This window comes from Providencia sp., from assembly GCF_052096715.1.
Classification (GTDB): Bacteria; Pseudomonadota; Gammaproteobacteria; order Enterobacterales; family Enterobacteriaceae; genus Providencia.
The window spans coordinates 93,273-119,816 of sequence record NZ_JBQDNB010000002.1; the positions used below are offsets into that span (position 1 = coordinate 93,273).

The 26,544-nt window shown below is 37.1% G+C and carries 32 protein-coding genes; 16 read left to right on the forward strand and 16 right to left on the reverse strand.

Annotation, left to right across the window (positions count from 1 at the left end):
- Positions 1-73: 73 nt before the first annotated feature.
- The 5 genes from ACTH6U_RS02205 (at position 74) to ACTH6U_RS02225 (ending at position 4,552) form a co-directional block, all read left to right on the forward strand.
- On the forward strand, positions 74-1,540 hold the full coding sequence (locus tag ACTH6U_RS02205; RefSeq protein ID WP_434718928.1) for an AMP nucleosidase: 1,467 nt from the start codon (positions 74-76) through the stop codon (positions 1,538-1,540).
- A 16-nt stretch (positions 1,541-1,556) separates the two neighbouring features.
- Positions 1,557-2,084 (forward strand): GNAT family N-acetyltransferase, encoded by a 528-nt coding sequence (locus ACTH6U_RS02210; RefSeq protein ID WP_336429089.1) that lies wholly within the window; start codon positions 1,557-1,559, stop codon positions 2,082-2,084.
- Between the two features lie 32 nt (positions 2,085-2,116).
- Entirely contained in the window at positions 2,117-2,533 is a 417-nt protein-coding gene (locus ACTH6U_RS02215; RefSeq protein WP_336429092.1) for a helix-turn-helix domain-containing protein, read from the forward strand.
- 121 nt (positions 2,534-2,654) lie between these two features.
- A complete protein-coding gene (gene accA / locus ACTH6U_RS02220; RefSeq protein WP_294103685.1) occupies positions 2,655-3,614 on the forward strand; it encodes an acetyl-CoA carboxylase carboxyl transferase subunit alpha in 960 nt (319 codons plus the stop codon).
- 47 nt (positions 3,615-3,661) lie between these two features.
- Entirely contained in the window at positions 3,662-4,552 is an 891-nt protein-coding gene (locus ACTH6U_RS02225; RefSeq protein ID WP_441831488.1) for a LysR family transcriptional regulator, read from the forward strand.
- Between the two features lie 21 nt (positions 4,553-4,573).
- On the opposite strand, the gene ACTH6U_RS02230 is transcribed toward ACTH6U_RS02225, so the two are convergent.
- The 5 genes from ACTH6U_RS02230 to ACTH6U_RS02250 form a co-directional block, all read right to left on the reverse strand.
- Entirely contained in the window at positions 4,574-5,032 is a 459-nt protein-coding gene (locus ACTH6U_RS02230; protein ID WP_294103689.1) for an RES family NAD+ phosphorylase, read from the reverse strand.
- The gene (gene parS / locus ACTH6U_RS02235; RefSeq protein ID WP_336429096.1) at positions 5,029-5,490 is read right to left on the reverse strand and encodes a type II RES/Xre toxin-antitoxin system antitoxin; all 462 of its coding nucleotides are present in this window, start codon (positions 5,488-5,490) and stop codon (positions 5,029-5,031) included. Before parS ends, ACTH6U_RS02230 begins: the two co-directional genes overlap by 4 nt.
- A 129-nt stretch (positions 5,491-5,619) precedes the next feature.
- On the reverse strand, positions 5,620-6,099 hold the full coding sequence (locus ACTH6U_RS02240; RefSeq protein ID WP_441829556.1) for a DUF1456 family protein: 480 nt from the start codon (positions 6,097-6,099) through the stop codon (positions 5,620-5,622).
- Positions 6,100-6,324: 225 nt separating this feature from the next.
- Positions 6,325-6,639: an AzlD domain-containing protein gene (locus ACTH6U_RS02245; protein ID WP_294103692.1), complete on the reverse strand. Its 315-nt coding sequence runs from the start codon at positions 6,637-6,639 to the stop codon at positions 6,325-6,327.
- Positions 6,636-7,337, reverse strand: a complete 702-nt coding sequence (locus tag ACTH6U_RS02250) for an AzlC family ABC transporter permease (RefSeq protein ID WP_336429100.1) — start codon at positions 7,335-7,337, stop codon at positions 6,636-6,638. Before ACTH6U_RS02250 ends, ACTH6U_RS02245 begins: the two co-directional genes overlap by 4 nt.
- Before the next feature lie 475 nt (positions 7,338-7,812).
- On the opposite strand from ACTH6U_RS02250, the gene leuE reads away from it, so the two are divergent.
- Positions 7,813-8,454 (forward strand): leucine efflux protein LeuE, encoded by a 642-nt coding sequence (gene leuE, locus ACTH6U_RS02255; protein ID WP_294103697.1) that lies wholly within the window; start codon positions 7,813-7,815, stop codon positions 8,452-8,454.
- A gap of 209 nt (positions 8,455-8,663) precedes the next feature.
- Here leuE and ACTH6U_RS02260 read toward each other — a convergent pair whose 3' ends face one another.
- Entirely contained in the window at positions 8,664-9,557 is an 894-nt protein-coding gene (locus ACTH6U_RS02260; RefSeq protein ID WP_294103699.1) for a DMT family transporter, read from the reverse strand.
- Between the two features lie 91 nt (positions 9,558-9,648).
- Here ACTH6U_RS02260 and ACTH6U_RS02265 point away from each other — a divergent pair, with 91 nt between their 5' ends.
- From ACTH6U_RS02265 to ACTH6U_RS02275, 3 genes are all read left to right on the forward strand, one after another.
- Positions 9,649-10,986, forward strand: coding sequence for an aminotransferase-like domain-containing protein (locus tag ACTH6U_RS02265; RefSeq protein WP_294103700.1), 1,338 nt, complete (start codon positions 9,649-9,651; stop codon positions 10,984-10,986).
- Positions 10,987-11,066: 80 nt separating this feature from the next.
- Positions 11,067-11,453, forward strand: coding sequence for a cytidine deaminase family protein (locus tag ACTH6U_RS02270; protein WP_294103702.1), 387 nt, complete (start codon positions 11,067-11,069; stop codon positions 11,451-11,453).
- A 19-nt stretch (positions 11,454-11,472) separates the two neighbouring features.
- Entirely contained in the window at positions 11,473-11,937 is a 465-nt protein-coding gene (locus tag ACTH6U_RS02275) for an NUDIX hydrolase (protein ID WP_336429104.1), read from the forward strand.
- A gap of 9 nt (positions 11,938-11,946) precedes the next feature.
- On the opposite strand, the gene ACTH6U_RS02280 is transcribed toward ACTH6U_RS02275, so the two are convergent.
- On the reverse strand, positions 11,947-12,561 hold the full coding sequence (locus ACTH6U_RS02280) for a LysE family translocator (protein WP_434718935.1): 615 nt from the start codon (positions 12,559-12,561) through the stop codon (positions 11,947-11,949).
- 152 nt (positions 12,562-12,713) lie between these two features.
- On the opposite strand from ACTH6U_RS02280, the gene ACTH6U_RS02285 reads away from it, so the two are divergent.
- Both ACTH6U_RS02285 and ddlA read left to right on the forward strand, forming a co-directional pair.
- On the forward strand, positions 12,714-13,610 hold the full coding sequence (locus tag ACTH6U_RS02285; protein WP_441831570.1) for a LysR substrate-binding domain-containing protein: 897 nt from the start codon (positions 12,714-12,716) through the stop codon (positions 13,608-13,610).
- Between the two features lie 118 nt (positions 13,611-13,728).
- Positions 13,729-14,832 carry a D-alanine--D-alanine ligase gene (gene ddlA, locus ACTH6U_RS02290; protein WP_294103710.1) on the forward strand — a complete coding sequence of 368 codons (1,104 nt, stop codon included), beginning with the start codon at positions 13,729-13,731 and terminating at the stop codon, positions 14,830-14,832.
- 65 nt (positions 14,833-14,897) lie between these two features.
- Here the strand turns inward: ddlA and ACTH6U_RS02295 are convergent, their stop codons facing one another.
- The 4 genes from ACTH6U_RS02295 to ACTH6U_RS02310 are packed head-to-tail and all read right to left on the reverse strand — an operon-like array spanning position 14,898 to position 17,701.
- A complete protein-coding gene (locus tag ACTH6U_RS02295; protein ID WP_441831489.1) occupies positions 14,898-15,173 on the reverse strand; it encodes a hypothetical protein in 276 nt (91 codons plus the stop codon).
- Entirely contained in the window at positions 15,174-15,779 is a 606-nt protein-coding gene (locus tag ACTH6U_RS02300) for an AAA family ATPase (RefSeq protein ID WP_441831490.1), read from the reverse strand. It abuts the gene before it with no gap.
- A gap of 45 nt (positions 15,780-15,824) precedes the next feature.
- Positions 15,825-16,598, reverse strand: a complete 774-nt coding sequence (locus ACTH6U_RS02305) for a GNAT family N-acetyltransferase (RefSeq protein WP_441831491.1) — start codon at positions 16,596-16,598, stop codon at positions 15,825-15,827.
- 2 nt (positions 16,599-16,600) lie between these two features.
- Entirely contained in the window at positions 16,601-17,701 is a 1,101-nt protein-coding gene (locus ACTH6U_RS02310; protein ID WP_441831492.1) for an NAD(P)/FAD-dependent oxidoreductase, read from the reverse strand.
- 174 nt (positions 17,702-17,875) lie between these two features.
- On the opposite strand from ACTH6U_RS02310, the gene ACTH6U_RS02315 reads away from it, so the two are divergent.
- Positions 17,876-18,706 carry a PhzF family phenazine biosynthesis protein gene (locus tag ACTH6U_RS02315; RefSeq protein WP_441831493.1) on the forward strand — a complete coding sequence of 277 codons (831 nt, stop codon included), beginning with the start codon at positions 17,876-17,878 and terminating at the stop codon, positions 18,704-18,706.
- A 56-nt stretch (positions 18,707-18,762) separates the two neighbouring features.
- Here the strand turns inward: ACTH6U_RS02315 and ACTH6U_RS02320 are convergent, their stop codons facing one another.
- Together ACTH6U_RS02320 and ACTH6U_RS02325 are read right to left on the reverse strand one after the other, a co-directional pair.
- Positions 18,763-19,923: an MFS transporter gene (locus ACTH6U_RS02320; protein WP_294103716.1), complete on the reverse strand. Its 1,161-nt coding sequence runs from the start codon at positions 19,921-19,923 to the stop codon at positions 18,763-18,765.
- A gap of 29 nt (positions 19,924-19,952) precedes the next feature.
- Positions 19,953-20,750 carry an inositol monophosphatase family protein gene (locus ACTH6U_RS02325; protein WP_441831494.1) on the reverse strand — a complete coding sequence of 266 codons (798 nt, stop codon included), beginning with the start codon at positions 20,748-20,750 and terminating at the stop codon, positions 19,953-19,955.
- Positions 20,751-20,839: 89 nt separating this feature from the next.
- On the opposite strand from ACTH6U_RS02325, the gene ACTH6U_RS02330 reads away from it, so the two are divergent.
- Both ACTH6U_RS02330 and ACTH6U_RS02335 read left to right on the forward strand, forming a co-directional pair.
- Positions 20,840-21,613 (forward strand): DeoR/GlpR family DNA-binding transcription regulator, encoded by a 774-nt coding sequence (locus ACTH6U_RS02330; RefSeq protein ID WP_441831495.1) that lies wholly within the window; start codon positions 20,840-20,842, stop codon positions 21,611-21,613.
- A 99-nt stretch (positions 21,614-21,712) separates the two neighbouring features.
- On the forward strand, positions 21,713-22,633 hold the full coding sequence (locus tag ACTH6U_RS02335; RefSeq protein WP_441831496.1) for an alpha/beta hydrolase: 921 nt from the start codon (positions 21,713-21,715) through the stop codon (positions 22,631-22,633).
- A gap of 66 nt (positions 22,634-22,699) precedes the next feature.
- On the opposite strand, the gene ACTH6U_RS02340 is transcribed toward ACTH6U_RS02335, so the two are convergent.
- Together ACTH6U_RS02340 and ACTH6U_RS02345 are read right to left on the reverse strand one after the other, a co-directional pair.
- Positions 22,700-23,302 carry a DJ-1/PfpI family protein gene (locus ACTH6U_RS02340; protein ID WP_441831497.1) on the reverse strand — a complete coding sequence of 201 codons (603 nt, stop codon included), beginning with the start codon at positions 23,300-23,302 and terminating at the stop codon, positions 22,700-22,702.
- A 28-nt stretch (positions 23,303-23,330) separates the two neighbouring features.
- Positions 23,331-24,116, reverse strand: a complete 786-nt coding sequence (locus ACTH6U_RS02345; protein WP_441831498.1) for a GNAT family N-acetyltransferase — start codon at positions 24,114-24,116, stop codon at positions 23,331-23,333.
- Between the two features lie 172 nt (positions 24,117-24,288).
- Between ACTH6U_RS02345 and yqfB the strand changes: the two genes are divergently transcribed.
- Positions 24,289-24,618, forward strand: coding sequence for a N(4)-acetylcytidine aminohydrolase (yqfB, locus tag ACTH6U_RS02350; RefSeq protein ID WP_441831499.1), 330 nt, complete (start codon positions 24,289-24,291; stop codon positions 24,616-24,618).
- A gap of 1 nt (position 24,619) precedes the next feature.
- Here the strand turns inward: yqfB and ACTH6U_RS02355 are convergent, their stop codons facing one another.
- Positions 24,620-25,486: a LysR family transcriptional regulator gene (locus ACTH6U_RS02355; RefSeq protein ID WP_441831500.1), complete on the reverse strand. Its 867-nt coding sequence runs from the start codon at positions 25,484-25,486 to the stop codon at positions 24,620-24,622.
- Positions 25,487-25,589: 103 nt separating this feature from the next.
- On the opposite strand from ACTH6U_RS02355, the gene ACTH6U_RS02360 reads away from it, so the two are divergent.
- Complete coding sequence (locus tag ACTH6U_RS02360) at positions 25,590-26,510, forward strand: DMT family transporter (protein WP_294103735.1); 921 nt, start codon at positions 25,590-25,592, stop codon at positions 26,508-26,510.
- The last annotated feature ends 34 nt before the right edge of the window (positions 26,511-26,544 follow it).

Here is a 26,544-nt window from a genome sequence, read left to right on the forward strand (position 1 = left end):
AGATATATTTTGCAACCTCCTTACAGTTACACTATGTTATCGAGTGATGACGATATTTGAAAAGGAGTTGAGTGTGTCTTTGGAAAAATGCCAGAAATATGAAAACCTATCTATTGAGGATGTTTTAGAGAAACTTTCATCTTTATATTCGAGTGCGATTGAATCATTAAGAGATTCTATCGCAATTTACGTTAATGAAGGGCGTATACCAGACACAGAAGCCAGAGAAAATGGGTTGTTTGCTTATCCTGAACTTTGTGTCTCGTGGCATGGTAAAGTTGATCATTGTGAAAAAACTCGTGCTTATGCACGCTTTGTAAAGCGGGGTGATTACAGTATCACAATAACGCAACCTGAATTGTTTCGCGCTTATTTAGTTGATCAATTGACTATTTTACAGCAGGACTATGATGTTTCTTTTACTGTGCGTCCTTCCAAAATAGAAATTCCTTATCCTTTTGTTATTGATGGTTCTGACTTAGTACTTGATAGAAGCATGAGTAGCAGCCTAGCCACACATTTCCCTATTACTGATTTAGCCGATATTAGTGATGATATAACCGATGGTTTGTATCATGCTACGGATAAAATGCCGTTGTCTCATTTTGATGCTTTACGTGTTGATTTTTCATTGGCGCGGCTAAAACATTACACAGGAACACCGCCGGAGCATGTTCAGCCTTATATTTTATTCACTAATTATAATCGTTATGTGGATGAATTTGTGAGTTGGGCTTGTGAGCAGATTAAAGATCCAGATAGTCGTTATATCGCATTGTCCTGCGTGGGGCATAACTACCTTACTGATGAAAATGCGGATCCACAGATTGCAATATCAGATTTAACTTGGAAAAGATTCCAAATGCCTGCATATCATCTTATTGCAAAAGATGGCGCTGGCATTACACTGGTCAATATTGGTGTTGGGCCTTCTAATGCAAAAAATATCTGTGACCATTTGGCTGTTTTACGCCCTCATACTTGGTTAATGATTGGTCACTGTGGTGGTTTACGTGAAAGCCAAAAAATTGGCGATTATGTTCTTGCCCATGCTTATTTACGTGATGATCACATACTGGATGATGTATTACCGCCAGATATTCCTATTCCAAGCATAGCGGAAGTACAACGTGCTTTATACGACGCAACCAAGCAAGTGAGCAACATGCCCGGAGAGTTGGTTAAACAGCGTTTACGCACGGGTACCGTTGTTACTACGGATGATCGTAACTGGGAGCTGCGTTTTTTTGCAACTGCACGTCGTTTTAGCTTAAGTCGAGCTGTTGCTGTCGATATGGAAAGCGCAACTATTGCCGCGCAAGGTTACCGTTTTCGTGTACCTTATGGCACTTTGTTATGTGTTTCTGATAAACCGTTACATGGTGAAATTAAATTACCAGGGCAGGCTAATAGTTTTTACGAGGGCGCTATTTCTGAGCACTTACAGATAGGGATCCGAGCCATTGATTTATTAAGGCAGGAAGGGGATAAATTACACTCTAGAAAATTGCGAACCTTTGATGAGCCACCTTTTAGATAGTGCGGAGAAGTAATTAATGGATTTTATTCCAGTCGTTGAAACAGAACGTTTAATTTTATCAAAACATGAGCTTAATGATTTTCCTAGTTTAACTCGACTTTGGGCGAGTAATTCAGTGGCTGAATTTATTACAGGCGTTCCATCCACCGAGCGAGAATCTTGGATGAGAATGCTTAATTATGGTGGTTTATGGCCATTGTTAGGATTTGGATATTGGGCCGTACGTGATAAAGCGACAGGGTTATATCTTGGCGATCTTGGTTTTGCTGACTTTCATCGCGTTGTCGAACCTTCAGTAAAAGGGATACCTGAGGGGGGATGGGTAATTGCACCAGAACATCATGGGCAAGGATATGCCACTGAAGCCATGAAGGGCGCATTGATATGGCTAAAATCACAAAATAAATTCGAACAAACCATTTGTTTTATCGATCCGGATAATACGGCTTCATTGCGTGTTGCTAAAAAAGTCGGTTACGTAGAAGAAAAGGAAGTTTTCATGAATGGTTCTATAACAATACTCTTACGCCAAAAGTTAAATTGAATCGTCTTAATCTTAATAAGTTAGGTTATAACATGATGAACGATGAACTCGATATTTCCCAAGTAAGTCAATTATCGGGTCTAGCGCCTTCAACTCTTCGTTATTATGAAGAGAAAGGGTTGATTAAGCCTATTGGCCGTAAGGGACTTAAACGTATTTATCATAGTAAAAATGTTATGACCCGTTTAGCATTAATTAGCATGGGGCAACAAGCTAAATTTTCTCTCGATGAAATTGGTAAAATGCTAAACCATAAAGATGGCCTTAATATAGAGCGTGCCAACTTAATGACGAAAGCCGACGAAATTGAAAAGACAATTGCCAGTTTGACTGTATTAAAAGACGGAATATTACATATTGCAAATTGCCCTGAAGAAAATCATTTACTGTGTCCTAATTTCCAAAAAATAATGGAAACAAGTTTGAAAATGAATCGCAAAAAAACGTAACTGTGATTGGTACATTTTTATTATGCCATTATTGATAACAATTAATCCTATATTCTGCTATAGAATGGGATGGAATATCTGATTATACTCTTCAAATTGCATTATTGATTTTAAGGTTCCTATGTCTACTCAATTTCTTGCTTTTGAAAAACCGATTGTTGAACTTAATGAAAAAATTGATGCATTAATTGCATTTAAACAATCGGGACACCCATCTGAAATTAAACTCGAAGAAGAAATAAAGCTGCTTAAAAACAAATGTCATGCGCTAACTAAAACGATATTTTCATCGTTAGGCGCGTGGGAGGTCGTGCAGCTTGCGAGGCATCCTCTCAGGCCTTATACCCTTGATTATGTTTCTTTGATATTCACGGAATTTCAAGAGCTTGCAGGCGACCGCATGTTTGCTGATGATAAGGCATTAGTGGGAGGATTGGCGCGATTAGATGACAAGCCGGTGATGGTTATTGGCCAGCAAAAAGGGCGCAGCACTAAGGAAAAAGTCATGCGTAACTTTGGTATGCCATCACCTGAGGGATATCGAAAGGCACTTCGTTTAATGAAGATGGCCGAGCGCTTTCATTTACCTGTGATTATTTTTATTGATTCTGCTGGCGCATACCCTGGTGTTGGTGCCGAGGAACGTGGGCAAGCTGAAGCAATTGCCCGTAATATCATGGAGATGTCTTGCTTAAAAACGCCGATTATTTGTGTCATTACGGGAGAAGGTTGCTCTGGTGGTGCATTGGCAATTGGTGTGGGTGACCGTATAAATATGTTGGAATACAGTACTTATGCTGCAATTTCGCCAGAAGGTTGTGCATCTATTTTATGGAAAGATGCTCAAAAGGCACAGATTGCCGCTGAAGTGATGGGACTTACGGCAACTCGGCTTAAAGAGCTTGGTATTATTGATACTATTATCCCTGAACCACTTGGTGGTGCTCATCGCGATTATCAGCAAGCGGCTAAAAATCTGAAACAACAATTGCTAGCAGATTTAATGGCACTAAACCAGCTTGATATTGATACTTTATTGGCTGAACGTTATCAAAAAATTATGGCATTCGGCTATTGCTAATGTTATTAATTCAAGTTGGTATAAAGCAAATTGTTGGGTATTGAGTGATGTCAGTGGATCTGAATTTATTAAAGATATTTGTTTCTGTCGCCACATTAGGTAGTTTTGTCCATGCAGCAAAACAGCTTTCTATGCCAACATCTAATGTAAGCCGTGGAATTAAGCAGTTAGAAGAACAATTAAGTTGCCGATTGATTGAACGTACGACTCGACGTATGCGGTTAACCGAACAAGGTACTATGTTGTTACAACAAAGCCAAAAACTGTATATTGAACTTGATGAAACTCTTCAAAAAATTCGTCATCCTCAGCGATTAACAGGGATGCTGCGCTTAACAATTCCTAGCGAATTTGGTAGTCAATTATTAGCCGATGTACTTGCCAAATTTGCATTAGCTCATCCTCAGTTAGCTATTCATTGTGATACTCAATTAATGCCTCTCGATGTAATTAGTGATGATATAGATCTCTTGCTGACCTTTCATCGAGGTGAGTTGAAAGACAGTAGTTATCATTCACGGTTAATTAAATCATGGGAAAGTGTTGTCGTTGCCGCGCCAGAACTTATTTTAAAGACAGGTAAGCCTGAAACTACTGAAAAATTAGCAGATATGCCTTGTATTTCCAGTTTCAGTGCATTACAAGGTCAACCTTGGATTTTTATTGATAAAAATGGATTACAAAAAAAAGTTAATATTAATAGTCAATTTCGAGTGAATAGTGGGATATTGGCTAATGTAGCGGCTTTAAACGGTGTTGGTTATGCTATTTTAGCGTTAGAGCCTTGTCAGGCACAGATAAAACAAGGAAAGCTCAAAGTTATTAGCTTTATAAATTATAAGCCAGCACCGATTGAATTGAGGGCGATTTATGCAAGTAACCGTGCATTATCTCCGAAAATTGATGCATTTTTACATTATCTTATAGAACACATCTAACTTGTTGTTAGTTAAATTCAATTATTTGAGCCTAGGATCAAAGTTAAAATCAAGGGGCTTAACGTTTTGAAGAGCCTTTGCAAACTGCGGATGGTTTGGATTAATAATGGCATTGTATTCATAGGGAATGATACCCGAAGGAACAAGTAGTACAAGGCTATCTTGGTTATTCAACCAGGTTGTCCCGATATCAATTGTGGAGGTTGGTGCGGGGTCTTGTTGCCAATCTACAGGTAAGTTTTCTATTGATAACTTCATGGCTTGTTTGTCATTTATTTCAATAGAAAACAAACTATAACGCTGTAATAACTGCTCTTGGTTGATGTGTACCAGTATTTCTAGTGCGGCTAATGAAATTTGTGTTGATGCATAAACCGCAGGTGTTCCTTTGTGGTTCCAGCGCCCACCATATAGTCGAGCACCTTGCCCAGACCACGCGTCATGGGCAAACTCTGATTTGATAAGCCGATATAAAATCATGAAAATACGCCATGCTCGATGCGACCAATTAAATCGATAACCTCAAGAGCGCCACTTTCAGTAGCGATGAGTTCAATTGGGCGTATATGCCCCAAACCTTTTACCGGTTGATTTAGCCAATTTGTGGCAGCCGTTTTATCACCGTTAAATAGGCGTACTGCGGCGTCAAATACACGGACTAAACGTGCTATCCGCTCACTTTCATCAATATTCAGTGGCTGACCTGCATTTTTACGTCGAGAAATATTGCGCTCGTTAATACCTGAGATCCGTAATAATTCACTTTTAGTCATGCCAGACCATTCTTGGATATCGTCTAATACGCTGACTGACAGTCCTTGACGTAAGAAGTGGGTAAGCTCAATGCCACGCTCAGCAGGGAGACCAGCAAAACGCCATAACGGCTTGATTGCCAGTGCAATATTTGACGTAGGGGGGGTAGGGATATAGTTTCTCATTTTAATCTCCTCCGACATTTGTCTTATATAGTATAGACAAATGTGATGGAGGAGTAAAATATTCAAATTCGTATTGAGTAAGATGTAGCAATATTAATTTGATTTAAGATGGATTATTAAAATTATCGATTATTTTGTTGTAGGTGGCAGGCCACGCAGACGAATGGTTAGACCATTTAGAAAATATCTCAGTAATTGATCACCACAATTGCGATAGTTTTTATGTCCTGGCTTACGGAATACCGCATTAAGCTCAGGTTTAGATACGCGAAAATCAACGAGTTGGAAGATTTCAATCATATCAGTGTCTTTCAGCTCGAAAGCAACACGTAATTTTTTGAGCATGATATTATTATTAATACGCTCTTCGACTTCAGGTACAGGGTGATTTTCATCTTTTCCACGGCGATGGAAAATTAAGCCATTTAAAAAATGACCCATAACATTATCATTACATTCAGCATAGTCATGGTCAGTTTCTTTTTTTAGCCACTTGACCATTTCTTCTTTAGTGACAGTGAGGCCTGCGAGTTCTACGATTTTGACCATTTGAGCATCACTCAAATCCAACATATAGCGAACACTTCGTAAAACATAATTATTCAACATGGTTATAATTTATCCATTATTTGTTAATATTATTAACAATAAAATTGGTGCAGTAATAAATAGAATCAACGGTAGCCTTCACCGCTATTAGACTTTTCATTGCGAAGCTTTTCATCGTAAGACACGAGGGAACTGTTTGATGAGAGGTTTTATTATGTAGGGAATAATGCGATAAAGCAAAGGTTTACGCCTTTGCTTCATATATTCAAATATAGGTGCTTGTATTTAAGCCATAAAATAAATCAGCCCATAAAAAAAGATGAGTGTGAGCCCGACCGTTAATAGCATATTTTTTAGTAATGATGCTGCAACAACACAAAATAGTGCACCCCATAAATAAGGATTATCAGGAAAACTGCGCATTTCATTATTTTCTAATAAAATGACGGGTGCACAGATTGCGGTAAGCAAGCAAGGTGCTGAATAGCTTAATGCTTGACGAATAATTAATGGCAACCTAACGGGTAATTGTGGAATTAAAAAAACATAACGTAAGGAAAAAACAATTACGGTTAAGGTAATAATCAGAGCCCAGATCATTTTTCTTCCTTAAGTAAGCGAGAAATAGCCACAGAAATAAACATACCACCGACTCCGGCTATAACGATTGCACTGCTAATAGAATAGGCAGATAGCACGACAGCCGTAATTAAAGAGAATAATACGCCACAAACAGTGCTGATTTTTTTTGTTAGTGGAACAACAATCGCTAATAAAGTCGCAACAACGGAAAAGTCGAGATGCAACCGACTAAGATCGCTGACAAAATTGGCCATGACAATCCCACAAAAGCTGGTGACTATCCAAACAACATAGAAACTAAAACCTACTCCAAATAAATAGGGAAAAGTAAGGGCTTGTCGTTTTGCTGCGCTGATAGCAAAAAGCTCATCAGTGAGTAAAAAACCAATGCCGATCCGTTGAGGTGTAGTGAAGTCTTTCACATGGGAGCGCATGGTTAACCCATAAAGCAGATGCTGTGAGGTAATAAAAAAAACAGAAATAATAATAGTAATGTATCCAGCCCCTGAATTAATAAGCCCTAGAGTGACAAGTTGTGCGGCGCCAGCAAAAATCATCGCTGACATAGCGATACTTTGCCAAAAATCAAAACCGGCTTCCACGGCCATTGAGCCAGCCAGAACACCCCATGGAATAACTGCAAGATGCAATGGCGCTGCATGAACGGCTCCATCGATCATTTCACGCTGCCAATTATTTTTTTGTTGAGAATCCATATTAAACTAACACCTATTAAGCTTTGTTTTTGATTTAAAATACGTATTTCATTTTGATGATACAAGTAGCCCAAATAACCTGATGAGTTATAAAAAAACAATAAAGAATGCATTAATTCATAAAAACCACCTTCAATGTTATATCTCTAAATTTAAAATAATTCACTAAGACTATTTAATCGTTAGTTTTGGCGTTTTTAATCGCCTAGCTAGCTTTTTTTGAAATTTTTAACTGGTAGAAATTCTTTTTCAGTACACTGCTATTTTATGATTGATTTTTAGTTTTATATTCCGATTTTGTAATCATGGAATTGCTAGATAACCTGTTTTTGTTTTGATTTATAGTCAAATATCTCTTAGTTGTTCATTTTGCTGGTGGTATCTTTCGCTAAAAATAAATTCAATGTATTATAGTAACCATGCAGAAGTAATGTGAATTTTTTGTTATAACTTTTATTGGGTTAGCGAGTTTCTTATGCTTGAAAATTTCGGTATTACAAACTTATGGACTTATCTTATTGGTGTGATTTTTATAACACTAGTGCCAGGTCCTAATTCTTTATTTGTTCTAACTAGCAGTGCAAAATATGGTGTAAAGAATGGTTATAAAGCGGCATTAGGTGTCTTTACAGGAGATGCATTGCTCATATTTTTATCATTTTTAGGTGTGGCTTCATTAGTTAAAACATCACCAGTATTTTTTAGTGTGATTAAATATGCTGGTGCCGCTTATTTATTTTATTTAGGGATAAAAACTTTATATTCCGTATTTCATAAAAAAGAGCAGGGTACTGATGTCGATAGCATTATTTTAGCGACGAAAGGTACGTACAAAAAAGCGGTATTTTTAAGTTTACTAAACCCTAAAATGATTATTTTTTATGTCTCATTTTTTATTCAATTTATTGATCCTGCGTATCCAAGTGCAGCAGTGCCATTTTTTATTCTTGGCGTGATTTTAGAGTTCTGTAGCATGATTTATTTATCCATGTTGATATTTGGCGCAATAGCCGTCACCAATATGGTTAAGCATAATAAAACACTGTCCAAATTCTCAAATAGTTGCATCGGTGCCGTTTTCTTAATGTTTGGCGCTAAACTTGCTTTAACTGCATAAGGTATCCTCAATTCTGCACAAAATAGCCAATGTTTCATGTTGGCTATTTTTGTGTCGGACAAGATTAACGTTTCATGTTTCCATTTGAAAAAGTGCTAACTTGCTGTTTAATTTTTTTAAATGAATTCGATATCATGAGCTTTTGCCTAATAAAATCAATTTTAAATAATACGTTAATTATTGGATAGCCATCGCGCTTTTTGTGCAGTTTAACGTGTAAACCATTTAGAACCCGCTACACAGATAATCACGCCGCAAGTAGAGGCAATCATGACACCGCTCACTGTTTCATTTAATAACCAAGCAGAAAAAAGTAAGCCAAAAAATGGCTGGAATAATTGAAGCTGACTAACCCCTGTAATTCCCCCTTCTGCTAATCCTTTATACCAAAAGAAAAAGCCTATTAGCATACTAAATAGCGAAACATAGATGAGTCCAATCCATGCATTTATTGGAATATTGGTTAAATTTTGAGGCCATAAAATAATACTCAGAATTAGCATGAGTGGTAATGATATGACGAGAGCCCAGCAAATCACTTGCCAGCTACCTAGTTGTTTGGAGAGAACTGCACCTTCAGCATATCCTAAACCACAAAGGATAATAGCGCTTACCATATACACATCACCGATAATAGAAATTTCCCCTTTTTGCATTAACGCGAAACTCATGACAAGCAGGCTTCCTAAAACAGCGAAAAACCAAAATATTTTGTTAGGACGTTCACCTGCACGTAGAGCACCAAATAAAGCTGTAATTAAAGGAAGTAAACCTAGGAATACAATTGAGTGAGCAGAACTAACATGTTGTAAAGCAAGTGCAGTGAGAAAAGGAAAGCCAATAACAACACCTATTGCAACAATAGATAAAGGAATTAATTGTTTTTTATGTGGAATATTTTGTTGTAATACCATTAAAATAATTATCGCTAAAACGCCTGCAAAAATAGCTCTTAGAATAGTTAAAAAATCAGGAGGGAATCCAGCGATAGCAGCCTTTGTTGCTGGAAGTGAACCACTAAAAATAACGACACCTATAAAGCCATTCACCCATCCCCGAGATATATTTTTTTTATTGCTAATAATTTTATCTGTACGTGCCATTAAATCGATTACCTATTGTTATTCCACTTGAGGTTAATAACGCTAATCCACATAATCATGACAATCAATAAATTGTCATGGATACAATTTCATGAATCAACCTCGTTATCAGCAATATATAGATGAAATAGCAGCAAAAATTAGGGATGGAAAGCTAAAGCCGGGGACTCGATTATTAACTCATCGTGAATTCGCAAAACAAGAGCATATTTCATTGGTGACAGCGTCACGTATATATCATGGACTTATTGAGTTAGGTCTTGTGAGTGGTGAAATAGGAAGAGGGACTTTTGTTCGTGATATCAACTTATTACCTACTTTGAGTATTGAGCAGGATGTCACTGCTGAAATGCTAGATTTGAATTTTAGTTATCCAATTGCAAAAGAACAAACTCAACTTTTACGCAAATCTCTGCGTAAGCTCTCAGTTGGCGGCGATTTAGAAGGTTTACTATATTATCAGCAACACACTGGTCGTTTTCATGAACGTGCAGCTATTGCTAAATACCTCGTTCAGCAAGGGATAAAGCAGGCTTGTGCAGAGTCTACGGTACTTGTCAGTGGTGCTCAACATGGGCTTGTAACTATTGTATTAGGACTGTTTAATCCAGGGGATACTATTGCGGTAGATGCATTAACTTACCCAGGATTTAAAGCATTGGCAGATATCTATCACATTAATTTAGTCGCAATTCCAATCTTAGAAAATGGGCCAAACTTAATAGAATTCGAGAAAATATGTCATCATCGTAAAATACAGGCTTATTTCACAATGCCGACACTTCATAATCCCTTAGGATGGGTAATGAATTTGGCATCACGTAGAGCAGTTGTTAAGTTGGCAAGAAAATATAAATTTTTTCTAATAGAAGATGGTTCTTATGCCTTTTTACATCGTCCAATACTACCCCCATTAGCGTCTTTAGCGCCCGATATTACTTTTTACACTACGGGTTTTTCAAAAAACATTGCGACAGGCTTACGTGTTGGTGCTGTTGTTGCGCCAATTCAATATATTGAAAATATTGAGCGAATTATTCGTATTACTACATGGAATACACCTGCATTAACGACCGCAATTATCTGTGATTGGATAGAAACTGGACAAGTTTTCAAGATTGAACGAGACAAACGACGTGATGCCCGAACTCGACAGGTAATTGCCAAGCAAGTTTTGGGTGAACTGCATTATATTGCACACCCATGCAGCTATTTTATTTGGATCCCATTACCTGAAGGGGTTCGTTCTGAAATGGTGATGAGTGAATTAAATCAACGAAATATTGCAGTAAGTAGTGCCTCATCTTATTGCTCTACTGCTGTTGTCCCGCAAGCGCTTCGTGTTGCGATTAGTACCCTAACGTATGAAGAATTAACGTTGGCGTTACAAACTGTTAAGTCAGTCGTGGAGTATTCAATTGATTTGTAATAGCGCATTATCGGTGTGATAGTCTCTCATTTATTACTGCATACTAATGAAATTAGACAATAAATAAGTAGAGAATCCTTATGTTGAAACACCTTGTGGCTATTGCGAGCCAATACGCAAAACCGGCTACATTTAATGGCTACATTGAGTGTGGACATGTAGCCGCGGCATTAGAAACAGAGGACGGCTCAATATATAGCGGGATTAGTATTGATTCTGCTTGTTCTCTGGGCTTTTGTGCCGAACATGCGGCAGTGGCTGAAATGTTGAAAGAGGGGAAGTCGGTCATAAAAGCGATTGTTGCGGTTGATGCATCCGGTAGTATTATTCCTCCTTGTGGGCGTTGTCGTGAATTATTGAGTCAACTATCGAATAAAAGCAAAGATACAATAGTTGGTGTAAATGATACAACTCAAGTCACATTAGGGCAGTTAATGCCTTATGATTGGAAAAAAGAACGACTTTAACATTATGGAGGACAAACCGATGAATAAAGAGGTTAAGCATTTCACTGCAACAGCAATGATCCGTAATACTAATGGTGATTTTTTGTTACATGAACACCGTAAATTAGGTTTCTGGTTACCACCAGGGGGGCATATTGATCCCAATGAGGAACCTCAGGAAACGGTAGTTCGTGAGGTTTTGGAAGAAACCGGTCTTATGTGTCGTGTGATTAATTGTGGGCATCCTTTTAAGCATCAAGTGAGTAATTCATCTCATACACAATCGTTACCAATGCCGCTGGCTATTTTAAAAGAATTTATTGCGGATAAAAAAAAGGGCGACCATTGGCATATTGATATGGTGTATTTATGTGAATTGAACTCTTATGATGAAAAGCCTGCTGATGAATTTCATTGGGTACCATTTCATGAACTCGCTAACTTAAACATTCCTGATGATGTTATTGAGTTAGCGAATATGGTGAATGAGTATTATCAAAAGTGATAAAACAGGCTATTGAATATTAAAAAAGAGGAGCGAAATACCTAGTAATATCAATAATAAGCCAATTATTTTATCTACAATAAATTGATATTTTAATATTTTCACTCTAATAAGTGGTGCCGCGAAAAATATTGCGATAAGACTAAACCAAACCCAATGAACAAAAGAGATAAATAAGCCATAACTGAAATTTAAGAGTAATGAATTTCCGGATTGAATCACTTGAGTATAAACAGAAACAACAAAAAACATTGTTTTCGGGTTCAATGCATTCGTGAGGAAGCCATTTTTAAAGGCAGCGAATACTGAGAGTGAGGATACGGTTTCATTAGTAGCACTGATTTTGGATTTGTTGGTAAATGATTTAAAACCAATATAAATCAGATATGCGACACCTAATAATTTAATGCCAAAAAATAGCATAGGTGAATTCATAATGATGAGCGTAACACCAAAAATAGTATACAACACATGAACTTGAACGCCAATGGCAATACCTAATGCACAAATTAAACCTATTTTTGTTCCATAGCTGTAACTGTTTCGTGTCACCATAGCGAAATCAGGCCCAGGGCTTATCACGGCTAAAATAGTGATAGTGGCTACTGCAATTATTTCATTCATATTACGTTCCTAAAGATGATGAAAACTGACCTAATTGTTTAGTTAAATGAATCATATCGAATTATTTATTGTTTTTATTATCAATGGATTGAAGTTATTTGAAAAACGATTTATTCTGACACAAACCTGTAAGTTTTTGTTACCGATAAATGATGAAATTACCTCCTCTAGCTTCACTACATTTTTTTGATGTTGCTGCGCGCTGTGGTAGCTTTGTAAAAGCAGCGCAAGAGCTGCACGTCACGCATAGCGCTATTAGTCGGCAAATTAGGCTATTAGAAGAGCACTTAGGATTTGCGTTATTTGAGCGACGAAATAGAGCTGTATTTCTGACATCAGAAGGGAAACTGTTGTTTCAAACTACCTCGAGTATGTTTGAGCAGTTGAGTGCAACCGTTAACTTGCTCAATGAGAAAATCGAATCGAATGTTGTTAGTTTGTCTTGTGAGCCGACAATTGCAATGAAATGGCTTATTCCACGGTTGACCGATTTTTATCAACAATATCCACATATTACTGTGCATCTTATTGCTGCTGGTGGCGCTATTGATTTTACCAAAATAGGTGTTGACCTAGCGTTAAGGCGTAATGATTTTAAATGGCATGACGATATTTATGCCGTTAAAGTTTGTACTGAACGAATGGGATTAATCCAACGACCTGATTATAAAAATAGCAATTGTTCAGATGATATGACGTTGCTAAGTACGACATCTAGACCTAATGCATGGCAAACTTGGCAACAACTGACAGGGATCGATTTTAGTCAAAATAAAAAAATCGCTTATGAGCATTTCTATCTTTGTATCCAAGCTGCACTTGCTGGGCAAGGTGTTACATTAGCGTCGTTCTTAATGGTTGTGGATGAAATTGCATCAAAGCAATTAATTGCGCCAGTAGGATTTATTGAAGAAGGTTCCGCTTATTATTTATTAGCGCAAAAAGCGCCCCCACCTGATAGTGCTATCGAGATTTTCATGAAATGGTTAACCGAACGTATTAATGAAAGTTTGTTTATTACTATGAATGATAAGTATCAAAAAAAATAATTATTTGGTTATATATTCAGCTAATCTCCCTGTAAAACAAAGAATTTATGACATAACCATTTCCGAGCGTGTTATTATTTCTCTATTACGATTTGGTGTCTTTACGTTGGAGTTAATAATGAGCAAGTTACGGGTTGGTGTGATTTTTGGTGGTAAGTCGACAGAGCACGAAGTTTCTCTGCAATCAGCCAAAAATATTATTAATGGTCTCGACCGCAATAAATTTGATGTATGCCTTCTTGGTATTAATAAAGAAGGTCAATGGCATGAATACAATGAAACAGATTTTTTATTGCATGGTAATGACCCGTCCCGTATCGCTTTAAACACGCCTAAACGCAGTGTTGCTATTGTTCCTGGTAAAACCTGCGATCAGTTTATTTCGCTAGAAGATGCTAAACCGTTACCGCAAATCGATGTTATTTTTCCTATTGTTCACGGTAACTTAGGTGAAGATGGCTCGTTGCAAGGGCTTTTACGTATGGCTAACTTACCTTTTGTTGGCCCCGGCGTATTAGGCTCATCGGCTTGTATGGATAAAGATGTCACAAAACGATTATTAAGAGATGCGGGGCTAAAAATAGCACCATTTATTACCATAGCGAAAAATGAAAGAGAAGCCATTAGCTATGAAACAACGGTATCTAAGCTTGGTTTGCCTTTATTTATCAAGCCTGCAAATCAAGGCTCTTCAGTGGGTATTAGTAAGATAAATACTGAAAAAGAGTTTTACGAAGCACTTGATTTTGCTTTCTTATTCGATATTAAAGTCCTGATTGAAAGTGCAGTAAAAGGGCGCGAAATTGAGTGTGCAGTGTTAGGAAATGATGAACCATTGGCCAGCCCATGTGGTGAAATTGTTCTGCATGATAGTTTTTATGCCTACCATACTAAATATATTGATGAGAATGGTGCCTCTGTTGTTGCGCCGGCTCAGCTAGATGATGTTGTCAGTGAGAATATTAGAGCAATTGCTTTAGCGGCTTATCGTGCGCTTAATTGTCGTGGAATGTCTCGCGTAGATGTATTTTTGACTGAAGATAATGATGTTATTATCAATGAAATTAATACACTGCCAGGATTTACGAATATCAGCATGTATCCTAAACTCTGGCAGCAAGGCGGTATGACATACCAACAGCTTATTAGTCGCTTAATTGAGTTGGGTATTGAAAGTTATCAGCAAACTGCATCATTAAAAACCGTCTGCGACCCTCAATAGTTTTTATTATATTGCCGACTTTTATTAAAATAAGTCGGCAATAATTTCAATTTTCTAATTTATTTCTATGAACATTGTGGTTGCCAATGATCTGGAACGGTAACTTGTCGGTGTTTTATCCAATCAATAATAAAGGCTAAGGAATTTGATGTATAAGCATCACGGCCTAAATAAAGAAAATAAGTTTGTTTCCACCAAGGCCATTGTTCCACTAATTGATAATTAAACCAAGATGCATTGAGTAAGCCGTGGGTGCCATTTTTAATTAGTACAACATCACTATTAGGATGATTTGCTAATAAATATTTATAACGGCAAGCGTCATTTTTTGCAATTAACAATCATGAATGGTTAAGGTGCTGTTGCATAAGCTGTAGAAATAATTGGGCTTCTTTCTTTGATGTTAGACGAACAAATTGAATATGTTTATATTGTTTATTAGTACTATTATAAATGTACTGTTTTCTATTCTTTCTATATGTTTTTAACATCCAAAAGATAATTGAATCACGGCTAAAAAAAGCTTTTTTCCATGTATCTTTGTTATTCGTATTTGGCCAAAGTTCTCTTTGACTCAAAATCCGTGAAACTGTTCTTTTAACAGACTGATAAAATGTTCGTATAAAAGAGTAATCAAGAAAAATGACAATATCTACATGTTGCCATTTAATTGGCTGAGTTCTGCTATAGTTACCATCTAGCACCCAGCCATTAACTGCATGACTTAAGGCGTTAGATAACTTCTGATTAAGTTCTTCATCAGATGATATTTGCCAATTTTTTTTCCAAAAGAGTAAATCCAGCTCAATATAAGGCACATCTAAAAGTGCGCTGAGTTCTTTGCTGAATGTACTTTTTCCACTACCACTAGTGCCAGTAACGTTAATTTTCATTAGATTAAAAAATATATAAATGAGAGCTGATGTTGGAACCAATGAATAACTCATGGTTCCAACAAGGAGATGTCATATAAATCAGATTAGTTTAAATGACTATTTACACCAGACGTAATTGATATAGCGGAAGAGGGGTTCAAAACCAAATTTCTTATACAAATCAAACCCAGCTTCGGATGCATCAAGGAAGCAGTGTTCAACACCTTGTTGGCGGCAAAATGCTAATGCATAGTCAATAAGTTGAGACGCATAACCTTTGCCCTGATATCTAGGCTCTGTTCCAATATCATCAAACCGCGCGAGTGGTCCTTCAATCGTCACTGTCATCGAGGTGGCAGGTTCTCCATCTACAAGCAGCACTAAATGGAATTGTGATGCGCCTTGCTGTAATGCATCTTCGTGATAACGCACATACTCATTAATAACTTGATCATGTTCTTCGGATAAATAAAATGCAGAAACAAGAGGTTTAGCCCATAAAGAAAGATCGTGATTGGCAACGACGATATCGACCTGATTAGCAGGCAAGGCTACTTCACGTTGTTTATCTAAAGATAATGCCATTGCTGTTGTGACGCTGTCACGTTCATAGTTTAACGCTTCGGCTTCAGTAATAACTTGTGGCAACATTTCTTCAGGAATAACCAAAGTATGGTTTTTCTTTTGTGCAACAAATAGGTTATGCGCTTGCATAAAGGTATGAATAGTCGAATCTGGCTGCAAATAAATAAAGTTAAACGCTGGGGAGTTTAACGGTGTCAGATAACAAATAGTATGCTGTTCAATCTGAATGCTGTGCTCACAAATGGAGCTCCAAAATGTTTTTTCAATAGATTGGTAGTGTCTTAAATAGTAAAGCGGAATATTCATTCTCAGTTACCTGAAGCAAAACGTGTTAATCGATATGGGCTTAATGCAGCTTGTTTAATCCCATCTATGATCTCTTCTTTCGCTAATTTACATATCAAAGGGGCTAAAGTTATGGCCGCATGCATACTGATAATATATAAACCCTCGAAATCATCAACATTTCCGACAATTGGCATCTCATCTTTTGGCATAGGTCGCATTCCTATGTAAGCTTTTTCAAGATTAAGGGCATCCGTACCTATAAAGGATTTCTTTATTGTTGTTAAGGCATTTTGTGCGATAACAACTTCACTGTCTTCAAGGCGGTCACTAATAAAATCTTCAGCGCACAGAATTTTACTTGATGATACAGGGCGTAACTCCATTTCTGGTGTTGAAATAATGTGATTAATAAAAGATTGTTCAGTTGGATTATTATAATGGACAATGATTGATGGTGACGCAGTTATTGGAAGTGAAACTAGTAATGACTGAGCTAATTCAATTGCGCCAACACCAGCGGTGATAATAATTTGATCGGCGCTGAACGTACCTTTGTTTGTTATCGCTCCATGTATTTTATGATTATGGTGTTCAAGAGCTAGAACTTCATGTTCTGGTAGGTAATTTACACCTCGTGCAATTGCTTCAGTTAGCAGCGTCTGGGTAGCGTGTACAGGGTCAACAAAACCTTCATCTGCTGAAAATGCGGCAACTTCAGGCAAAAACAGTAACTGAGGTTCTATTAACTGTAATTCACTTTTAGTTAGCGCTTTAATATTAAACCCTGTTTTCTGGTGGCTATGAATGAACTCATGGGTCGCCGCATCTGTTTCGTGCCAACTTATGGCGCCAGACCAATTAATATTAAGTTTACCCTGGGTAAGACTGTCAAGGTTTCGCCATTCTGTTAAGGCTTGCTGACGTAATTTACTGTAACCGTCAGGGCGGCCATAGGAGACATTTAACCATGCAAAAGAGTGCTGTGTTACACCTTCAGCCGCTTGCTGTTTGTCTATCAGCGTAATTTTACCTTTATAGTGATGGGATAAATACCAAGCGAGCGTGGTTCCTACAATCCCTGCACCAATAATAATTATGCTGTTATTTTGTTTTGAAATCATGTGTTACCTGAATATTAAGGGCCAAATTAATGAGCAAAGCGTTTGGTCATTCAACCTGCGCATTTTTTTATTAATTATATGAATAATCAGTCTGTTATTATATCAACAAAGCATTAACCAGGCTGGTATTATTATTTAGGCGTAAATTGCAACCATAAGTTAAATAAGGTAAAAATGAAATTTCTATTTGAACAAGTCACCGTTTTTTCAGATAAAAAGTTGGATGGTAATCCATTAGCCGTTATTGTCGGTGCAGATAGTCTAACTCATCATCAAATGGAACAGTTTGCAAAATGGACCAATTTAAGTGAAACCGTTTTTCTATTGCAGCCAAAACATCCCGATGCTGATTATTTCGTGAAAATTTTCACTGCCGAGGGTGAATTACCTTTTGCAGGTCATCCAACGTTGGGCAGTTGCTTTGTATGGCAGCAAATCTATGGGCAGCAGAATAAATCAACTATCACTCAACAATGTGAAGCTGGCTTAATTAATATTAAGCAAATAAATGGTCGTTTAGCTTTTATGGCTCCGCCAATGATCCGTACTGGTGAACTAGAGGAAAATGAACGAATTAAAATATTCAATGCGCTTGGACTTACCGATAATGATGTCGAAGCTTGCCAATGGTTAGATAACGGCCCGGGTTGGTTAGGTATACAGCTTAAATCTGTGGCTACATTACTTAGTGTCAAACCAGATTATGCACAACTGAAGGGTTATGACATCGGTTTATGTGCAATTTATCCAGAAGGCGATGATAAACAACTTGAGGTTCGTGCTTTTTGCTGTTCAATTGCAGAGGAAGATCCGGTTACTGGAAGCTTGAATGCGGTATTTGCTCAATGGTTAATACCTCAAGGAAAACTACCGAAACACTATGTAGCAGGGCAAGGCCAATGTGTTTCACGCAATGGGTTAGTTTATGTCTCATCGGACGAACATGGGATATGGGTGGGCGGTGACGTTGTCAATTGTATCAGTGGTACAGTTGAATTTGATTAATTATCAGTTGATTCAGGTTACCGAAAATAAGAGATAACCTGAATTAACTATCAAATTTATACTCGAATAAATCGAGTCACAAAAGCAATCATAACTAATAGAACTGAAATGATGAGCAATGCAGTGGCGAGAGAAAATTGAAACGCCACAAAACCAATAGCTGCGGGACCCGCTAAAATCCCTAAATAACCTAGTGTTGAAACTGCTGGAACAGCAAGGGCTTCAGGCATTGTGTTTTGTTTTCCTATCGCTGAAAACATCACCGGTACAATATTAGAGCAACCGGCCCCAACTAAGGCAAATCCTGCAATCGCCAAAGGTAGGTAAGGCGACATAACCGCAATAATAAAACCAAAACATGCGAATAAGGCCCCGAAGAATACTACGCGAGCAGAACCGACTCGCATCACAATTCGGTCACCAGTTAGTCGACCTATAGTCATTGTTGTGGCGAATGCCGCAAATCCTAGCGCACCTAATGTTTCGTTTAAACCATGGTGTTCAATTAAAAATACAGCGCCCCAATCTAATACGGCACCTTCTGAAAGAAATACGGCAAAACAAACAATACCAATAACGAGTACAATTCCTTTAGGTACCGCAATTAATGGGCCTGATGAGACATTAGCATAGTTTAGAAAACCATTATAACTGATTGCCAATAACACTAATCCAATAGCAGAAATGATCATGGCGGCAAAGACGGTAGGAACGCCGAGGAGCAAAATAGCACTCATTGAACCGGCACCCGCAATTCCACCGATACTGTAAAATCCATGGAAACCTGACATAATTGGTTTATCTGAGGATTTTTCGACAATAACGGCTTGTATATTCATGGCACAGTCTGTTAAACCAATAAAAACACCAAATAAAAATAACCCAACAACTAAAAAGCTGATCTGTGACAATGACGGTAACATGGGTAATAAAAGACTAAAGGCAATGGTAGAAACAGCCATTAATTTGCGACAACCAAATTTTGCTGCTAGTGCGCCGGTGACTGGCATAGCAATTAGTGCACCGCCACCAAAGCACAGTAATAGCATGCCTAGAGTCGCATCATTTGCCCCTGTATTTGATTTAACATAGGGAACTAGTGCTGCCCATGCGGCAGTCGCGAAACCTGCAATGAAAAAAATAATACGTGTCGAAATCTGCTCTTTTTTAGCAGGTGCTGAGATAATGTTATTGTCTAGTTGTTGAGTTGATTGCATATTTTATATTTTCAATGAATTAAAAGAAACTAGCCTTGGTTGAGGATAGTCAGAATTTGTTCATGTAATATTGGGCAGCCTGTCGCTAGGACTGCACCACCGGCTTCAGCTCTACCACCATCGAGAGTTGTGACTACGCCACCAGCTTGTTCAATAATAGGGATTAATGGCACAATGTCATAAGGTTCTAGTGCGTATTCAAAACAAGCATCAATTCTGCCTGCTGCTAACATTGCCATTGCGTAGCATTCCCCACCATAACGTGTCATTAAAACTTGTTCCGTTAAAGAACCAAAATGAATGTCTGGATGTGTTGCAATGGGTTCTGGTGAATTAGTGTGCAAAATAGCTTGATTAAGTGCGATATTTTTACGCGTTTCTAAACGAAAGTGCCCATGTGCGCTACTCGTCCAGCTGCCGCTAGCATCGGCCCAAAAACGTTCACCAATATAGGGTTGGCTCATCATTCCCATTACTGCTTTTCCGTGATGTGTTACTCCAATTAAATTAGCCCATAAAGGTAGGCCACATAGAAAAGGGCGTGTCCCATCAATCGGGTCGAGCACCCATTGAATAGATCCACTTCCACTAATACCGTACTCTTCACCTATGATAGCGTGATCAGGGTAAGCCGCTGTAATATATTCACGCATCAGTTTTTCGGCGAGTTTATCGGCTTGAGTAACCGGATCAAATCGATAATCTGCTTTTGGTTTATTCTGTAAAACTGTCAGCTCATTTGTTCGGTAATGCTCTAATGAAGCTTTACCTGCAATGTTCGCGAGCTCATGTAAAAAAAAGCTATCAGGAAGTAGGTTGTTAGTCATTTTTTATCCTCAGTCATTTTAGTAATCATAAAGTTTGACATCCGTTATTGCTCGATTATGATAGTTTAAATCATTAACAGGAACACTATATGCTCGATTATGCCGCTTTTCCAGATCAAAGACAAAATAAAATTCGCCAGCTACTTAATGAAAATGGTCGAGTAATATGTACCGTACTAGCGCGAGAGATGAGCGTATCAGAGCATACAATTCGTCGAGATTTAAATGAATTAGCACAAGAAGGTGTATGCCGACGCGTGCATGGTGGTGCGGTGAGTGTCTTAGTCGGTGCTGGCTCATTCGAGCAGAGAATCGAACAGAATCAAGCAGAGAAAGCTAAGATCGCGCAAAAATGCGCCAGTCTGATCAAAGGTGCAGGTTGTATATTTATCGATGCAGGTTCAACTAATTTAGAAATCGCACGTTGTATACCTGATAATTTAGCGGTGACGGTCATTACTAATTCGCCGACTATTGCCATTGAGTTAATGAAAAAATCAATAAGTGAAGTTATTTTAATAGGCGGAAAATTAAATACTCAAATAGGTGCGAGTGTAGATAGCTCAGCAGTTAGGCAGATTAGCCAAATCCATTTTGATCAATGTTTTCTTGGCGGATGTGCACTTGACCCTCAAATAGGGATCTCTATATTTGATTATGAAGAAGCTGAATTTAAAAAAGTGCTAATTGAACAAAGTAGCCAGGTTATTATGGGACTGACTGTTGATAAATTGCCGGGTGTAGCAAGGTATACTATTGCTGATTGTGACCAATTATCAATTCTCGTGATGGATAAACAGTTACCTAAAGAAATAATTCAGTTATTTGATAATAATTCAGTGAAAATCTTGTTTTCAGATTAGTTATTACACTAAATTACGCTAATTTAGTGTATTTCAGTATGCGATTTATGAACATCATGGTTGATAAATAATTAGAGCAAACATGAGAATAGGAACTTCATGAAAATCAAAGCGATTTCACTTATTTTATTATTATTTCCATTTAATAGTATTGCTGAAAATTATTCTTATCAAATGCAAACTCAACCACATAATGGTAAAGAAATTCATTATTATCTAATCCAAAAGGGAACGGCTAAATCTAAAAATTTGTTAGTTTTAATTCAAGGTTCTGACTGTAAAAGTGTGGTTAATAATCCCGATATGGTCAAAAATTTTGGTGCTGCTTTTCCAAATAATGACATTTTGTTAGTTGAAAAAACAGGTTTGACTGATCAAATCGGTCAAAATGACGAAGAGGTTGAACAAGCTAATTGTCCGGTGGAATATATGAAGAATGATTCTCCACTTGAAAGAGCAGAAAATTATATTTCTGTATTAAATCAGTTAAAGGATCATTATCAGCAGATCATCTTATTAGGAGGTAGTGAGGGAGCTGTTGTCACTAATATTATAGTTTCCAAAGTCGATTATATAAAAGCATCCATTGCTTTAAATTTAGGTGGTCGATATTTTATAGATGATGTCATTTATAGTATTAAAAATAATACTCCGGCTGAATATGTATCTGAATCAGTAGATGGATTTAAACAATTTGCACAAGCTGCAAAAGACAAACAATTAGATGAAAATCAATTTGCAAGTAGTCATGGGCCTACTTGGTGGTATGAAAGCTTAACGATTGATAATCAAAGCTTGATTCAATCAATAAAAACTCCGCATTTAGTCATACAAACAATGGTAGATATAAATGTAGACGCGCACAATGCCCAACGAATGATGAAGAATAACACTAACACCAAGGTATCATTTAAAAGTTATGAAGGTTTGGATCACTTTTTTAAAGATGATAAAGGCAAATCACAAACTTCAATGATTGTGACGGATATTCAAAGCTGGTATCAATCTATTAATCACTAGCAATTTAAGTATATCATTGCTGTATTGTCTTTATGGGGGCAATACAGCTGATGTTATTTATGAATATTAGATTTTTGCATCTTCAATCGCGTTATGAATTATATTTTCAAATAATACATGTTGGTTTGCCGGTAATAGCTGGCGATGCATTTGGCGGCGTTTATCTGTATTAAATAACTTTTCCGCTATCCAACCAGTTAAGTATAAAGCCGATAAGCAACCACCCGCTGTTGCAATATTTCCACGAACAACTAATGGTTTATCTTCGAGATCTGCCCCCATATTTATAAAGGCATTCATTGCATCAGGATGCGTGGTTGCTGGTGTTCCATTCAATAAACCCAATTTCTGCAACACAAAAGAGCCAGCACAAATAGAACCAAGAATTTGTCGTGTATTATCGAGTTTAAATGCATTAATAAAACTTTCATCAGCAAGTACGGCTGGAATACCTTGTTGCCCGCTACTAAATAAAACAACATCAGCATCATTCGCGAGTGTAATATGACCGTCTGTTTCTACTTTTTGACCGAGTGTTGAGGTGTGAAAGGGCTTTGTGCCTAATACTTGGACATTCCAGTCTTCACGGCAGCGGCCAAAAATGTCACGCATTAAAAAATAATCTATATCTGTAAATTCATCAAAAATAACGATAGCAACTTTATACATATTTATTCCTCGAATTCTCTTATTTATTTTACGCTGAAACAAAGCTGTGATAATTAAAAATAGGTTTAAACCCTAACTTTTGATAAATACCTAGGCCGTCACTGGAGGCTTCTAATACACATTGCTCAATGCCTTGTTGATGGCAGACTTGTAAAGCATGTTTGATTAATAGCGTAGCTAAACCGCGACGCTGATATTGAGCATCAGTTCCAATATCATCAAGACGGGCTATCTTGTTATTCAATGTTAGTGTTAGGGTAGATGTGGGTTGCTGATTATGGAATAAGACAAAATGCAACATATTGATTTTCTTATCCAATGCCCGTTGATGATAACGAATATATTCATTAATAACCGTATCATCACCTGCTTCATCATCTTCTGGCGAAATAGGAAATGCCGTAATCAAGGGTTCTGCCCAAGATGTTAAATCTTGATTGCAAACTGTAATATGATAACCATTAGGTAGTGAGATACCTTTTGCGTGATCACTTAGATTAGAATGGTCTAGGATCATTGCTGTGGACTCACCATCATCAATAAGTTCTCTTTGCGTAACAACGAATTTAAATTTTTCTAATTCGCTATCTTGAATAACTAAAATATAAGGCTTGTTTTGTTGTTTAAATAAGTCTTCGGCTAATTCAAAACTAGCAATAGATGCATTTTGGTGTAAATAGATAAAGTTAAATGCAGGAATAGGCAATTCTGAGAAATAGGTAATTGTAGATTCATCGATATCAATTGTACTATGGCAAATAGCTTGCCAAAAATATTTTTCTTGTTGGTAAAAAAGTGTTTGGTTATTTTTCATTTTTTGCTCTGAATTTACAATTTAATAGGAATATTTTATAGGCATTAAATCCAGAGTTCTAGCTGTAGAGGAACATAACGCATTTATACAACCATTGTATTGCACTTTTTGCTAATTACTGGAAAATAGCTTGTTGACAATAACGAGAAATATCCATATTAAGGTAAATAAAGTGAACAAAGCGCCAGAGACTATTACTTTTTTCGAACGGCTACTACCTTTAGTTGTTTCGGGTGAAAAAGTTATCACTATTCGTGATGAAAGTGAAAGTCATTATGTTCCCGGAACCGTTGTTAAAGTTTATGCGCTAGAAACTGCAGAATATTACACTGATATAGAAATACTCTCAGTCGATGCAATTTCCTATGATGATATTAATGAGTATCACGCTAAACAAGAAGCAATGTCCCTTGAGACATTAAAAAAACTGATCCGAGAAATTTACCCAACAGAGCAATTTTTGTATGTTATTCATTATAAGTTAATAAATTCAATTAATTAATTTAGCTATGCATTGCTTTGGCTATTTTGATAAATGCTTTAGTAGCTGGGGATGCTTCACTTTCATTATTGATGGCAAAAGCAATCGTTCTTTTTATTGCGGGTGTTAGCGGCTTTATAACTAAATCTTGAGCACCCTCTGGAATGGCTAATTGAGCCACAATTGACACCGCTTCCCCTCGAGCAACTAAGGAGAATGTGCTTAATAATTGTCTCGTTTTAAACTGAATTTTTGGCACTAGTTTTTGTGCATGAAATAAATCCATCACCGTTTTTCCTGATCCCGCTTGTGTTAAATTAAACGGGAATTCACATAGTTGTTTTAAAGAAACCTTATCATATTCAGCAAGTGGATGGCCTAATGGTAGTATTGCGACCATTTGGTCTTCTTTTACTTTAAAAGTATCAAATCTTTCATCCGGTAATATAACAAAACCTATATCGATACGTTTATCTTGTAGCCAGTGAATCACACTTTCATCATCACCTTCATCAACGATAATATTGATCAGCGGATATTGTCGGCGATACTGTGCCAGAATAGGTGGCAAGATGCGTGATGATGAACCAGGACCAAATGAACCAATTCGTAATACGCCTTTTTTTAATCCATTAGCTGCTTGCGCTTCTTGGATCATTGATTCTTGAATGCTTAGCATATTATGCGCCCGCATGAGCAAGATATTACCAATCTCAGATAAGGTAGTATGATTTTGTTCACGAACAAAAAGGCTAACGTTAAGATCTTTTTCTAGCGATTTTACGGCGTGTGATACTGCTGATTGAGAAATATTTAATTTCATTGCAGCCAGTGTGAAGCTTTTAAATTCAGCTACGGTAGTAAAAATTTCAAGTTGAGTTAATGTCATGAGTATTTGCTCATTTGCTTATGAACCAGAATAAGTAATAACTTATCACTATACCGTTATCTAGCAAGTCTAATATTATTTAATGCGTGTTATAGAGGTATAGATGATAAGTGTAAAAGCAATAATTTTCCGATTTTCAATAAACGTTATTTTCATTCAAATGATCTTTGTTTCCATCATATGGGGAGGGACATTTATTGCAGGTAGAGTTTTACAACCTGAAATATCGCCTATTTTGTCAGCATCTATTCGTTTTATATTTGCGGGTGTTTTTTTAATAGTATTACTAAGTTTCACTAAAATAGGTTGGCAAAAAATAACATTCAAACAGCTTATGCAAATTTCTATACTCGGATTAAGTGGGATATTTATTTATCAAATTCTATTTTTTTATGGTCTGCAAAACATACCCGCTTCCAGAGCTGCTTTATTAGTCGCAATTAATCCAGCAATGATTGCATTGATTTCATTTATCTTATGGCGGGAGAAAATTTCTTTAATTAAAGGTATTGGGATTATTTTTTGTGTTATTGGTGCATTTATTTTGTTGTCCGATAACACTGAAGATGTTGGCGGAATTTTTACCAACAAAGGGGATTTAGCTATTCTTGGTTGTGTGATTAGTTGGGGGATCTACACAGTCGCTGGTAAAAATGTCATTCGTGAGATTGGAGCTTTGCACACAGTAACTTATGCCATATTATTAGGTACATTATTACTCGTCATCATCTCTTGTGTGACAGGGGAATTAACTTTGAATAACCTTGAACGTTTATCGTTTTTAGACTTATCTAGCCTTCTATATTTAGGCGTTTTAGGTTCAGCGATAGCGTATGTTTGGTATTATCAGGGAGTAGACCAGTTAGGAGCAGCAAGTGCAGGATCATTCATTGCATTAAATCCACTAACTGCAGTTTTTATCGGTGCATTATTTCTTAATGAAAAAATAAGTATGATTGTTATTGTTGGTGGTGTGATGATTATTTTAGGTATTTTAATCGCAAATAAAAAAATTAAGGCCTAAAAATAAATTAGGGAAAAATAGCCACACAACAGGG